The following is a 12764-nucleotide window of genomic DNA, read 5'->3' as shown; positions in this document are numbered from 1 at the left end:
TTATGTGTTCTCCAACATCTCACTGTTTGAAGCACCTGGCGGTACTAGTGGCCATACGTTCTCTTCTTCATCGATAAGAACATGAAGTAGGTAGGCGGTTTTGCTCTCTAGCATCTCTTTTAGTGCTGGTTCTACTTCTTCTTTACGCGTGATGGTTTTACCCGGGATATCGAACGCTTTCGCTAGCATTACGAAGTCTGGGTTGTCATCTAGGATAGTTTCACTATGGCGGCCATCGAAGAACAACGATTGCCATTGGCGAACCATACCCAAGCGAGAGTTGTTAAGAAGTACCATCTTCACTGGGATTTGGCGGCGTTTCAGCGTGCCAAGCTCTTGCACGTTCATCATGAACGAGCCATCACCAGAGATAAGAATAGATTGGTCATCAGGACGCCCAACCGAAGCACCCATTGCAGCTGGCAAGCCAAAGCCCATGGTGCCTAAACCGGCAGAGGTAATGAAGTTCTGTGGATCGCGAGGCTGAATGTGCTGAGCTGCCCACATTTGGTGTTGGCCCACATCAGTCGATACGATAGAGCTTGCTGGCATCATGTCTGACAGTTGCTTCAACAGCAGTGGAGCAAAAATCAGATCACCAGGGTGGTCGTAACGCCATTTGAATGAGCTACGAAGACCTTCAGAGTGATGAACCCAAGAGGAGATGTCTTGGCTTAGCTCTAGTTGAGGCATGATCTTGTTGATGTCACCGCGAATTGGCGCATTGGCAAGACGCAGTTTGCTGAACTCAGCGGCATCGATATCGATATGGATAACCTTAGCATGCGGCGCAAAGGTATCGAGTTTGCCAGTTACTCGGTCATCAAAACGAGCACCGACAACAATCAACAGGTCACTCTCTTGAACCACAAGGTTAGCGGCTTTAGTGCCGTGCATACCCAGCATGCCAAGGTAGTGTGGGTCGTCACGTTCGATAGTGCCCAAGCCTTTCAGTGTGCTTACTGCTGGCATTGGGTTTAGGCGTAAAAACTCACGAACCGCATCGGTTGCTTTAGCAAGTTGAACACCACCACCTACGTATAAAACAGGACGGGTCGCTTGAGACAAAAAGTACTGTGCCTGTTCAATGGCATCAGTTGTCGCAACAGGAATTGCGGGTGGAGTAAATTCAGGAAGAGCGTTAACAGGTGCTTCTGCTAGTTGAACGTCTTTAGCGATATCGACGATAACCGGGCCAGGGCGGCCAGACTTTGCTACCACAAACGCTTCAGCGAGGGTTGGAGCTAGCTCTTCAATATCAGTTACTAGGTAGCTGTGTTTAGTACATGACAGAGACATACCAATCACATCCATTTCTTGGAATGCATCGGTACCAATGTGGGAACTCGCAACTTGACCAGTGATGGCAACCATTGGGATAGAGTCCATAAAGGCATCAGCAAGGCCAGTAACTAGGTTGGTAGCACCTGGGCCAGACGTTGCCATACAAACAGCGACATCTTGTGTTGCTCGAGCCATGCCGATCGCGGCCATAGCGGCGCCTTGCTCATGGCGACATAGGATATGTTCAACCCCGCCGTCATAGAGTGCATCGTAGATTGGCATGATGGCACCACCGGGGTAACCAAATACGGTCTCAATTCCTTGTTGCTTGAGTGCGGATACGACTAGTTCTGCGCCTTTCATCGGAATTCTCCCGTATTACCTTTATTTTGGTAACTGTTTCCTTTGTCTCTGCACATCTTGTGCTCCCATTCTTCCTGTAAATCGGCAAAGCCGAAAATGCTCAAAAATATAAAAATCGAATGTTTAAATTAGAAAAAACCCCCGGACTTGTCAGTGCGGGGGTTTTTTCTAATTCGTGGTTACTTTCTTCCCACTCGCCCCCGCGCAGTCTTAATAATGACTACGATAATCAGGTTAATCAGTGCGTAAATGCGAGCGTTAAAAATCATAATATTCGAGTTTTCTCGTTTATTGTCTTCAGTAAATGTCTACATCTCTAGTGTTATCACACAAATCTGCCGCATGACAAGGGAAATGTCATTCTTTTTTCACATTAAAATACCATTCCACCAAGCTATATAACAACCTTATCGCTTTGGTGAGCAACGAATATCCAGAGCGAATACTTTTAAATCAAAGACAAAGGAAAGTTATGGGACTCGCGATAATTCATAGCCGAGCTAGTGTGGGTGTAGAGGCGCCAGAAGTGACCGTTGAGGTGCATATAAGCAACGGAATGCCTGGCTTCACGCTGGTGGGTCTACCTGAAACAACGGTCAAGGAATCTAAAGACCGAGTGAGAAGCGCGATCATCAATTCTCGCTTTGAGTTTCCATCGAAAAGAATCACGGTCAATCTCGCCCCAGCCGATTTGCCCAAAGAAGGTGGCCGTTTTGACCTGCCCATCGCGCTTGGGATTTTGGTGGCGTCAGATCAGCTTCCGACATCAAAAATAGCTCAACATGAATTTATCGGTGAGTTGGCATTGTCAGGAGAACTTCGCTCGGTAAAGGGCGTTTTGCCTGCGACGTTAGCCGCCGACAGTGTAGAGCGATGCTTAGTTGTCCCACATCATAACGGTGATCAGGCTGCGCTGGTGGGCAAGGGAGCGCATAAATCTGCACAAACCTTGTTGGAGGTTTGTGCTGACATGTGTGGACAGGCTCAGCTTGGGCTATATAGAACGGAACATCATCAGGCTGATGTTTCAGTGCTTCGCGACCTACAAGATATTATCGGCCAACAACAAGGAAAGCGAGCTCTAGAGATAGCCGCTGCTGGGAATCATAACTTATTGTTTCTTGGCCCACCCGGAACCGGAAAAACTATGCTCGCTTCTCGACTGCGTGACCTATTACCTGAAATGAGTGATGACGAAGCGATGGAAACCGCGTCGGTGGCCTCGTTAACGCAACAAGAAATCAATCAATACAACTGGAAGCAACGACCTTTTCGCTCTCCTCACCATTCCAGTTCAATGGCGGCATTAGTGGGTGGTGGTTCGGTGCCTCGCCCCGGAGAGATCTCTTTAGCGCATAACGGCTTATTGTTCTTAGATGAGATGCCGGAGTTTGAGCGCAAGGTGCTTGATTCATTACGAGAGCCACTAGAGTCGGGCGAGATCATTATCTCCCGTGCTGCGGGCAAGACTCGTTTTCCTGCGCGTTTTCAATTGGTCGGTGCACTTAACCCAAGTCCAACGGGTTATTACGAAGGTAACCAGGCGCGCGCCAACCCACAGATCATCCTGCGTTACCTCAATCGCTTATCTGGGCCCTTGCTGGATAGGTTCGATATGTCATTGGAGATACCTCTGTTGCCAAAAGGAATGTTGGCCGAAGGCGGTGATCGCGGTGAAACCACTCAAGTAGTTAAGCAAAGGGTTAGGCAGGCGCGAGAGTTAATGCTATCTCGCAACCATAAATCGAATGCACTGTTAGGTAGCCGAGAAATTGAGAAGTATTGCCCACTGCGACGCGAAGATGCAGAGTTTCTTGAGACAGCACTACATCGCTTGGGTTTATCGATTCGTGCTTATCATCGAATTATTAAGGTGGCACGAACCATTGCCGACCTTGACGGTAACGAGCAGATCGAAAAGAAACATCTATCAGAAGCGCTAGGCTATCGCGCGATGGATCGCTTGCTGAAACAACTCACGGCTCAAGCTGTCTAGCAAGCAGAAAAAGCCTGCTTAGATGCAGGCTTTCGTTGGATTGCAGTTCATACTCGCTAAGGTTAGAACTTGTAGTTCAAGCCAACTGAAACGATATATTGAGACTCGTCGTAGAAGGTAATGTTCGAGTCGCTGGTGCCGTAGCCTGCCAGTGAAATAAACGACCAGTTTTCCCAATCCATGAATTGATCATACTCATAGGCGGCGAATAGGTTGATATTGTCGTCGCTGCGTTTCTTGTCGTAGATCGGGTTGCTCGCATCGTAAGAGCGTTGGTTGTAACCCGCTGTTAGTGCGTACTGGTGACGCCCCATGCCACCAAACAAGCTTACCTCACCACCGAATTGGTCGTAAGATTCAGCTTTACCATCAGCATCACGTGTTTGATAGATGACGGATGGAATAAGCATCATGGTACGACTAAGTGGCAGGCGATATTGACCTTTCAAGTAGAGAGTATTGGCATCTCGTTTGAGCTCTTGATCTTGAATATCATCCTTGTCGACATCTTTGGTCGCATAGGCCATGTCTAGCGAGAAAGCTGAGCCCGCAATGTTGCTTAGCTTCAAACGAAACGCATTGCCAGTTTCATCGGTCTTGGTGCGAGCTGATGTGGTGTTGTATGGATCAGCCCAAGTTTCACCAGACATAATGGTTGGCAGCAGTGAAGCGTCGATCACCATGCCTGACTCAAGTTGGTATTTGTAACCGACTTCGAGAACTACAGTACCTGTTGCTACATCATCTCGCGCGGTACCTGTGTATACCTGATGGTTTAGCTTTTCACCAAAGGTATAAGCAACACTACCTAAAGGAGCAACCAGAAAAGAGCTTTCCGAAGAAGCCTTCTGATCTGTGGATGAAAGATTGCTATCAGCATCGGTATTAAAGTTCGAGGTGGAAGAGGTAACCCCGGTATTGAGAGAGATTTCACCACTGAAACCTTGTTGGTCTGCAAGCTTGGCAAAAGCGGGAGAAGCCGCAACGCTCAATGCCAAGAGAGTTATTTTTATTTTCATTCAAGGGCTCCTTGCCCACAGGTTCTTAGGACGGGTTATTAATAGCAGTAAAGCTTTAAACTTCCAGGTTAATTATTTATCAATAATGATTTTTGAACTAGCAAAAAAAAAGGAAGCCGAAGCTTCCTTTCATCAATGGCTTACTTCTTTAATAAGAAGTTCACGAGCTCGAAGTACTCATCAAGAGAGTTGATACCTTGAGCTTCTACTAGGTAGCGGTTGTTAACCACAACAGCGGGTACACCTGAAAGGCCGCTGTCTTTGAATGCTTTGTCGAAGCGACGAACCATAGAATCTACAGCAAAGCCGTTATACGCAGCATCGAATTTCTTCGCATCAACGCCTTCGTCTAGGAAGATTTGACGCAGTTCTTCTTCATCACGTGGTGGCTTGTTCATTGTGTGGATGCGGTTAAACATCACTGGCACCATTTTATCTTCAACTTTCAGTGCAATCATTGTCGCGTAAGCTTTGCTCATTGGCAGACCCATGTTGCCACCCATGAATGAAACATGGTTCTTCTGTAGCTTAGCGTCTTTAGGTAGCTGTTGTTTTAGCTGCTGGATGATTGGCTCAAAGCTATTACAGTGTGGGCAGTAAAAAGAGAAGAACTCTGTCACCATTGGTTTTTTTGATGCTTCTAGGTCGAGAACTTTGTAGTGTTCACCTTCGTTAAATTTCGCAGCGTGAGCGGTAAGGCTCAACATGATCAATGAGAAAAATGCGAATAGCTTTTTCATTTATCCAATCTCCATTATGTTTGAATTTTTATCTAGTTGTATGTTGCGATTGCTGTTACCACTGAGGCATTAACGAAAGTGGTGGCTCTTGCAGGGTAGCAATTTGCTCTTTACAAGCAAGTACTTGTTGCTCCCAATATTTCGGATCATTAAACCACGGGAAGGCCAGAGGAAACGCAGGATCGTGCCATCGTTTCGCCAACCATGCCATGTAATGCACCATACGTAGACCGCGTAGTGGCTCGATTAGTTTCAGTTGTGCGGTATTAAAATCGCAAAACTCTTGGTAACTCTCTAGCAAAATATCCAGTTGCATCAGCTTATCTTGGCGCTCGCCATTGAGCAGCATCCACAGATCTTGTATCGCAGGGCCGTTACGTGCGTCATCAAGATCGACGAACATTGGCCCATCGCGCCACAAAATATTGCCAGGGTGGCAGTCACCGTGCAGGCGGATATTCTCAATGTTGCTCGGCCACTGGCTCTCTAGCTCTTTGATCAGAAGGTCAACGTCATTGAAGAAGGCATTTTCTAGGTGCGTCGGGATAAACTGAGAGTTCTCTAGAATCTTACGTGGCTGATAAAGGTATTCATCTAAGCTGATGGTCGGGCGATGCTGGAATGTTCTTCCCGCGCTGGCTTTATGAATACGACCAAGAAAGCGTCCTACGCCTTCCAATTGATCTAGATTGTCAACTTCATACTGTCTGCCGCCAACACTTTCAAATAGTGCAAATAGGTAGCCTTGGTATTCATGTAAGGTTGCACCGTTGATTCGTATTGGAGGAGCAACAGGCATCTCTTGCTCGATAAGCTCGAGTGCGAAGTCATGCTCTTCTTGGATCTGTGCCTTGTTCCAGCGTTGCGGACGATAAAACTTAACGACGTAGCGCTTACGGTCTTCATCGGTGAATTGATACACCCGGTTTTCGTAGCTGTTGAGAGCGAGAAGCCCGGATTCAGCACGAACTCCAATGCTCTCCAGTGCGTACCACATGAAGTCAGGAGTCAGGTTATCAAAGTTAAAGGCTTGCATCGTCATAGAATAAAAAAGGCTCATTACTGAGCCTTTTTCCATTTATTGGGTTGTTATACCAAGCACTACGGTGCGGGTATCAGAGCTTCTTGATAAAGCGGCTTTCGACTTCCATCGTAAACTCTTCATTATCCGAGAGTATAAACTGAATTGTCGAAACTGGTGAGCTCAGTTTTTCTGGGTCGGCGCCCAAACTGATAGGTAGGTTCAAAACCTCGCCTGGATCGACAGTAATCGTCTGTTTACCATACCAGATAGAATCGGGCAGTCCGCTAACATCGAGTTTGTACTCTTGCTCTTGTTGAGTCTTGTTGATCACTTTCAAGGTGTAGGTGTTTTCAACCAACCCTTGGTTATTGACTCTAAACAGTTGGTTTCGGTCACGCAGAACACTTAGGCCGGCAGGATCAACGCTCGCGATTTGGGCGAAGAACAAGCCCAGCATCACGATCAAGATAGCGCCATAGCCCAACAGCTTGGGACGCATTACCTTGGTCGAGTGACCTTTAAGTCTGTGCTCGGTGGTGTAATTGATCAGGCCTTTCTCATAGCCCATACGCTCCATCGTGTTGTCACAGGCATCAATACACGCGCCGCAGTTAATACACTCGTATTGCAGGCCGTCACGGATATCGATACCCGTAGGGCACACTTGTACACACAGATTACAGTCAATACAGTCGCCTAGACCAAGCTCTTTTGGATCGGCTTTACGAGAGCGAGGGCCACGGCTTTCACCACGTTCTGTGTTGTAACCAACGATGAAGGTGTCTTTATCGAACATTGCCGACTGGAAACGCGCGTAAGGACACATGTGCAGACAAACAATTGAACGCATCCAACCCGCATTGGCATAAGTACATCCAGCAAAGAACAGTACCCAAAACACCGGCCAGAAAGACGAGTTAAAGGTAAAGAAGCCAACCACTAACTCTTTGATTGGGATGAAGTAACCAACAAAGGTTAAGCCCGTCGCAATGGCAATCGCCCACCACGCAATGTGTTTGAGGGTTTTTCTGAGGATTAAATTGCTCGTCAGTTTGCCCGAGTCTTGCTTTCTTCGCTTATTGGCAGCGCCTTCTAGCTTCTCTTCGAACCAGATATACATGAAGGTCCAGACGGTTTGTGGGCATAAATAGCCACACCAGACACGGCCTAAGAAGGTGGTTATGAAAAACAGGCCAAACGCGGCAATCATAAATAGGATCGCGAGTAGGGTCAGATCTTGCGGGTATAAGGTGGTGCCAAAGAAGTTGAACTGTTGGCTGCCGATATCGAGCAAGATCGCTTGACGTTCACCAAAGGGAATCCATGGGATAAGCGCAAAAAGTAAAAGTAAGAACCAACCGCCATAGCGACGCAGTTGTTGGAATTTACCTTTGCTTTCTCGAACATAGATTCGGTTACTTGGGTTAAATCGATCTCCATTACCTTTATGTGTTTTCGGGTTAAAGGTTTTAGGAGTCACATCTTTGATATCGATTTTATCCTGACTCATGGACTATCCTTTTTGTGGCTTGTTTGCCCGGTTAAGTCGGGCATGACGACATTACTTGAAAGTATGGTTTAGAGAACCTGTTGAAATTGAGCTTGGTGCATTTGTTGTTATCGCACTCACTCTTATTATTTTAGAAGATTCTTATGGATGGCGATTATAGCGACAATCTTGTTCTCATTTCTTTAACGCTATCAACCTTTAACAACAAAAGTCATAACAGTTGTGACGAAAAAATAGCGAACAGAAACAAAAAAGCGACCTGGTGGTCGCTTTTTAAAATTGAGTGTTTTATCTATACGGCAATTGAGCTCTAAACTAACGGGCGACTAAAGAAGGCCACGTGCTTTTAGAATTGCGGTTTTGAAATCATCTTCTTGGTCTTTTTTCAGGCCCGGGATCATCTCATCTTTTTCGCTGTTGCGCATTTTTAGGTGATAGATAAGAACATCGTCAGTCAGTTCTTCAAGCTTGCCTTGGTAGCCCGCTTCTTTTGATAGCTTAATGATGAACTCTAATAGGTTAAGCTCTTGATCTTTCTGCCACTCAGGCTCCATCAGTTCAAGCAGTTCTTCAATGCGGTGACACTTCATACTTTATTTCTCCACAAATTTTATAATGATTTGTGGCTAAGGTATCAAATCGGGTAGGGAATACCAATGTGTAAACACATTTCAAGATGGGAGCGGGCAAGAAAAAAGCGCAGTAAAAACTGCGCTTTTTGTTAAGCGGCTTTAATCACTTTCGTTGTAGTCGGTGCTAATAAAGCAGTCTTCTCAACTAGAGTCATTGTAGGAGCCAATTTCTTAGCCGTTGGAGCAGCAACAAAGCCACTACGACGACGCATCGCACTACGGTTGGTGTGCGAGAACCTGACAGCTGTTGGGCGCATTAATTTACCTAACGGTCAGGCATATCCATTGCCAATCTAATGGCCTGATTTACCATGAGCTCCACCTCAATTGCTTGAAGCGTCACTCGTCTGGCTTTCGCCAATCCGAAGAATAAATCAGGATAATGATATGCATGCATATCAAGGCTTAGATTATCACTATCTAAGTTATCGATCGACGCCTGAGTGATAAATAGACGATATTAGAGCTAAAATAGTGTGAGCAGTATATTTGAGTTTGAACCTCTTTCAGGCTTAAGATGATGCTTTAAAGGAGGTGCATATGTCGTTCTTAAAGAAAACGTTAGCAAGTTTTGGAATTGGATCTGCCAAGGTGGATTCTGTATTGCAACAGGAAGTGCTTTATCCAGGCAAGAAGGCGAGCATTATTGTGCATGTCTATGGTGGCGCTCAGCCACAAGAGATCGACAATATCGATCTCAACTTGTGCTGTCGTTACGTCAAAGAAATTACTATGAATTCGCAAAGGCAAGAGGGCGGTCAAACACGTCGAATGCACCAAACATACTCGTTGGCCAAATGGAGCCTGCCGTATTCCTTTGTTATTCAGCCGGGTGAAACCCGTGATTTTGAATGCGAGTTTGATGTGCCGTTGAATACCCCAGTGACGATTGGTGACTCAAAGGTGTGGCTTGAAACCGGGCTCGATATTGCGATGGCGATTGACCCTTCGGATAAGGATATTTTAACGGTTCGCCCAGATGCACTTCTTGATGGCATTTTTAACGAACTCGAAGCTCAAGGTCTGCGTATTCGCCAAGTTGAATGTGAAGCGGTAGATGGCTTTGAATTACCGTTTGTACAAGAGTTTGAATTTGTCCCTACCACTGGTCCATATCATGGCCGCTGGCGTGAGCTGGAAGTGGTTGCTCATCGTGATGATACGGAGCTTAAGCTGTGGTTTGAGATAGACCGCAATCGCGATGGTGCAAAAGGCATGTTGGCGAGCTTGTTAGGCATTGGCCAACTGCAGCGTCAATTGAGTGTGCCATTGGATACGTCACCACAAGATGCGGGCAAGATGGTACTTGAGTATCTAGACAACGCATCTTAGTTAGCTCTTTGGTTCTGTAGCTTTAGAGACCTTAGCTTCATCACACCGTTTAGGCGTTATTAATGTCATAAAAGATGTCATAAAAATTTAAGCTTACACGTGTAAGCTTAATGTGCAATACTAGGCAAATCGAACATTTACTCTAGTAGGATAATCATGTCTGCATCATCGGCGAGCGAATACAGTGACATCGAAGAACGCGCCAATGCGATAACCCATGGCTTGGGTGTTGTGCTTGGCGTGGTTGGTTTAATCCTGCTGCTGATTCGTGCGTTTGACCATCAAGCCGACATACTGACTATTGCGAGTATGGCGGTATATGGCAGCAGTATTATCCTACTCTTTCTCGCTTCCACGCTTTATCACTCGATCACCACAGAAAAGACCAAGCGATTACTGAAAACTCTCGATCACTGTGCGATCTACTTATTGATCGCGGGCAGTTACACGCCATTTTTATTGGTGAGTTTAAGAACACCATTGGCGATGGGTTTGATGGCAGTGATTTGGGGTATCGCGCTAGTCGGAATCATTATGAAGATTGCCTTCGTCTACCGATTTAAGCGTTTGTCATTGGTGACTTACTTGGCGATGGGTTGGTTATCGCTGATTGTGGTTTATCAACTGGCGATGAATATCGAGATGGGTGGTTTGGTGCTACTAGCACTCGGTGGCGTGATTTACTCGTTGGGTGTGATTTTCTATGTGGCAAAACGCATCCCTTACAATCATGCCATCTGGCATTTGTTTGTGTTGGCGGGCTGCGCTTGCCATTTCTTCGCTATTTATTTGTACGTGACTCCGGTTTAGCGAGCCAGTACCTCAGTAATCTCAGCTTTAATCTGATATTCAGGGTGTTGTTCTAGGTCGAGCTTGATGAGCTTGCCTTCTTCACCCGTCTTTGGTCGTAGGTATGTGTCGGCCATTCGTTTGATTGATTTCCACACAGCAACTTCTTCTTCTGCCAACAACTCACCTTCTGCAGTAAATACGCTGATGTTAAGTGATACCAAAATGACCGCTTGAGTGCCTTGGTTAGTGATGGCTGTCGGAATGATAAGCTCACCATCTTCATAGCGACTTGCACCCAGTACAACATCCACTCCTGACTGAGACAGCTGTAAGCTTGGCTTTTTACTATTAACCACAATCGTAGTGCCACGCGTGTTCGTTGCGACAGGTACGGCTACGACAGGCACTGCAGTCTCTGATGTTGTCGTTGCTGCTTCCGTTTGCTTTGGTGCCACGTATTGCCAAGTAAAATCATCTTTGAGTAACACTTGCTTGCCATCAGGCAAGGTGACCATTTGATCAGCAAAGGCAGAACTTACGAATACTGAGTTTGCGAGCAATGCGCTAGCGAGAAGTACGTATGATTTCATCTGTGTTTCCTTGATTTTGTGCTTGGTTAACGTCGCCAAAAGGCTGGGAAAAATAGAACAATGAGCGTCAATATCTCGAGTCGCCCCATCAGCATTCCTAAGCTTAGCAACCATTTAGCGGCGTCGGGCAGTGGAGCAAAGTTCCCGGTTGGACCGATAACGCTGCCCATACCAGGACCAACGTTGGCAACGGCTGTGATAGCGCCAGATATACTGGTCACGGGATCAAGCCCCATCGCGCTCAAGCCACCTGCAATTAAGATAATCGTAATAAAGAACATCAAACCAAATGCGACTAGTGAACGCACAATATCGTCATTCACCGGTCGCTGATTGTAGCGTTGAACAAACACGCCCGACGGGTGAATCAGTTTCATCATCTGCTTATGAAGCATGGTCATCGCGATCTGGAAGCGGAAGATCTTGATACCACCAGAGGTTGAACCTGAGCACGCGCCCGCCATCATTAAAAAGGCAAACAGCGTGGTAGGCAAAGCGCCCCACGCGGTGAAATCTTCTAAGCCAAAACCGGTTGTGGTTACGACTGACACAATGTTGAACATCGAAACACGCATCGCATCCATGACTGTGTAACCATCTCTAACCACCAACCATGTTGATATTACGGCGCTGGTGACCAAGAACAGGTACGTGAAACCTCTCACTTGCGCGTCTTTGTAGAGGATTGAGAGTTTTCGGCCTCGCAGTGCGCTAACAAACAGTAAGAACGGCAGGCCGCCAAGGAACATGAACAGTGTTCCCACCCAGTGAGCACTGTTAGAGAAGTGGTTCATCGAGCCATCTGATGTTGAGTAACCACCCGTAGACAGTGTTGTGAAGGCATGATTGATTGCGTCAAAGATACCCATGCCTGCAAACAGGTAGCTAATGATGCACAACCCAGTCAGAACCAGATAAACCGCCACGATGTTCTTGGCGACCGTTTTCGCTCGTGGGCTGCTTTTATCTGACCAATCGGATGATTCGGTTTGGAACAGGCGCATACCACCGACGTTGAGCATTGGCAGAACCGCTACCGCCATAACGATGAAGCCGATGCCACCTAACCATTGCAGTATAGAACGCCACAACAGAATACTTGGAGCCATGCTGTCTAAGCCGCTTAATACGGTTGAGCCTGTCGTGGTGATACCAGACATGGTTTCAAAATAGGCGTCAATGAAGCTGATGTGGTTGATGAAGACAAACGGCAGTGCAGCAAAGGCACTGGCTATCGTCCATACCAGAGAGGTGATCAGGAACATGTCCCGTACCCCAAGTCGGAACTTAGCTGAACGGCCTAAGCTCAAGCAGATGAACGCCACAATGTGCGTGATCACTACCGACTGACCAAACTCGAGGAAGCCACCGGTGCCTGTGAAAAAGGCAACCAATGTAGGGATGTACATGAAAAGGGCGAGTTTTGATAACACTAACCCTATCACTAATAATATCGGACGAAAGTTGACCATAGCTTAATAG

The 12764-nt window shown here is 46.6% G+C and carries 12 protein-coding genes; 3 read left to right on the top strand and 9 right to left on the bottom strand.

Annotation, left to right across the window (positions count from 1 at the left end):
- Positions 1–1647 carry an acetolactate synthase 2 catalytic subunit gene (gene ilvG, locus AB4307_RS00135; protein WP_102331971.1) on the bottom strand — a complete coding sequence of 549 codons (1647 nt, stop codon included), beginning with the start codon at positions 1645–1647 and terminating at the stop codon, positions 1–3.
- A gap of 472 nt (positions 1648–2119) precedes the next feature.
- Here ilvG and AB4307_RS00130 point away from each other — a divergent pair, with 472 nt between their 5' ends.
- On the top strand, positions 2120–3643 hold the full coding sequence (locus tag AB4307_RS00130) for a YifB family Mg chelatase-like AAA ATPase (protein ID WP_017058783.1): 1524 nt from the start codon (positions 2120–2122) through the stop codon (positions 3641–3643).
- A 62-nt stretch (positions 3644–3705) separates the two neighbouring features.
- On the opposite strand, the gene AB4307_RS00125 is transcribed toward AB4307_RS00130, so the two are convergent.
- From AB4307_RS00125 to AB4307_RS00100, 6 genes are all read right to left on the bottom strand, one after another.
- Positions 3706–4662 (bottom strand): DUF2860 domain-containing protein, encoded by a 957-nt coding sequence (locus AB4307_RS00125; RefSeq protein WP_017069572.1) that lies wholly within the window; start codon positions 4660–4662, stop codon positions 3706–3708.
- A 140-nt stretch (positions 4663–4802) separates the two neighbouring features.
- Positions 4803–5402, bottom strand: coding sequence for a thiol:disulfide interchange protein DsbA/DsbL (locus AB4307_RS00120; protein WP_017063015.1), 600 nt, complete (start codon positions 5400–5402; stop codon positions 4803–4805).
- 55 nt (positions 5403–5457) lie between these two features.
- Entirely contained in the window at positions 5458–6444 is a 987-nt protein-coding gene (locus AB4307_RS00115; protein ID WP_372130748.1) for a serine/threonine protein kinase, read from the bottom strand.
- 73 nt (positions 6445–6517) lie between these two features.
- The gene (gene ccoG, locus AB4307_RS00110; RefSeq protein WP_372130741.1) at positions 6518–7936 is read right to left on the bottom strand and encodes a cytochrome c oxidase accessory protein CcoG; all 1419 of its coding nucleotides are present in this window, start codon (positions 7934–7936) and stop codon (positions 6518–6520) included.
- 326 nt (positions 7937–8262) lie between these two features.
- Complete coding sequence (locus AB4307_RS00105; RefSeq protein WP_009848104.1) at positions 8263–8526, bottom strand: YihD family protein; 264 nt, start codon at positions 8524–8526, stop codon at positions 8263–8265.
- A gap of 131 nt (positions 8527–8657) precedes the next feature.
- Positions 8658–8825: a hypothetical protein gene (locus tag AB4307_RS00100; protein ID WP_004739323.1), complete on the bottom strand. Its 168-nt coding sequence runs from the start codon at positions 8823–8825 to the stop codon at positions 8658–8660.
- A gap of 283 nt (positions 8826–9108) precedes the next feature.
- Between AB4307_RS00100 and AB4307_RS00095 the strand changes: the two genes are divergently transcribed.
- Positions 9109–9900: a sporulation protein gene (locus AB4307_RS00095; RefSeq protein WP_372098867.1), complete on the top strand. Its 792-nt coding sequence runs from the start codon at positions 9109–9111 to the stop codon at positions 9898–9900.
- A 156-nt stretch (positions 9901–10056) separates the two neighbouring features.
- Positions 10057–10710 (top strand): PAQR family membrane homeostasis protein TrhA, encoded by a 654-nt coding sequence (gene trhA, locus AB4307_RS00090; protein ID WP_017063010.1) that lies wholly within the window; start codon positions 10057–10059, stop codon positions 10708–10710.
- Here trhA and AB4307_RS00085 read toward each other — a convergent pair.
- On the bottom strand, positions 10707–11282 hold the full coding sequence (locus tag AB4307_RS00085; RefSeq protein WP_017065828.1) for a DUF3157 family protein: 576 nt from the start codon (positions 11280–11282) through the stop codon (positions 10707–10709). The genes trhA and AB4307_RS00085 overlap by 4 nt on opposite strands.
- A 26-nt stretch (positions 11283–11308) precedes the next feature.
- Complete coding sequence (locus AB4307_RS00080) at positions 11309–12754, bottom strand: TrkH family potassium uptake protein (RefSeq protein WP_029235459.1); 1446 nt, start codon at positions 12752–12754, stop codon at positions 11309–11311.
- Positions 12755–12764: the final 10 nt, after the last annotated feature.

This window comes from Vibrio sp. 10N.261.52.C2, from assembly GCF_041471425.1.
GTDB lineage: Bacteria > Pseudomonadota > Gammaproteobacteria > Enterobacterales > Vibrionaceae > Vibrio > Vibrio crassostreae_C.
This window is presented reverse-complemented; position numbering and strand designations above follow the sequence as displayed.

What these genes read in the sequence shown, in the direction of transcription:
- AB4307_RS00120 (WP_017063015.1), bottom strand. Translation starts at nt 5,402, where the DNA reads ATGAAAAAGCTATTCGCATTTTTCTCATTGATCATGTTGAGCCTTACC.
- AB4307_RS00080 (WP_029235459.1), bottom strand. Translation starts at nt 12,754, where the DNA reads ATGGTCAACTTTCGTCCGATATTATTAGTGATAGGGTTAGTGTTATCA.
- trhA (WP_017063010.1), top strand. Translation starts at nt 10,057, where the DNA reads ATGTCTGCATCATCGGCGAGCGAATACAGTGACATCGAAGAACGCGCC.
- AB4307_RS00100 (WP_004739323.1), bottom strand. Translation starts at nt 8,825, where the DNA reads ATGCGCCCAACAGCTGTCAGGTTCTCGCACACCAACCGTAGTGCGATG.
- AB4307_RS00095 (WP_372098867.1), top strand. Translation starts at nt 9,109, where the DNA reads ATGTCGTTCTTAAAGAAAACGTTAGCAAGTTTTGGAATTGGATCTGCC.
- AB4307_RS00130 (WP_017058783.1), top strand. Translation starts at nt 2,120, where the DNA reads ATGGGACTCGCGATAATTCATAGCCGAGCTAGTGTGGGTGTAGAGGCG.
- AB4307_RS00085 (WP_017065828.1), bottom strand. Translation starts at nt 11,282, where the DNA reads ATGAAATCATACGTACTTCTCGCTAGCGCATTGCTCGCAAACTCAGTA.
- AB4307_RS00105 (WP_009848104.1), bottom strand. Translation starts at nt 8,526, where the DNA reads ATGAAGTGTCACCGCATTGAAGAACTGCTTGAACTGATGGAGCCTGAG.
- AB4307_RS00115 (WP_372130748.1), bottom strand. Translation starts at nt 6,444, where the DNA reads ATGACGATGCAAGCCTTTAACTTTGATAACCTGACTCCTGACTTCATG.
- ilvG (WP_102331971.1), bottom strand. Translation starts at nt 1,647, where the DNA reads ATGAAAGGCGCAGAACTAGTCGTATCCGCACTCAAGCAACAAGGAATT.
- ccoG (WP_372130741.1), bottom strand. Translation starts at nt 7,936, where the DNA reads ATGAGTCAGGATAAAATCGATATCAAAGATGTGACTCCTAAAACCTTT.
- AB4307_RS00125 (WP_017069572.1), bottom strand. Translation starts at nt 4,662, where the DNA reads ATGAAAATAAAAATAACTCTCTTGGCATTGAGCGTTGCGGCTTCTCCC.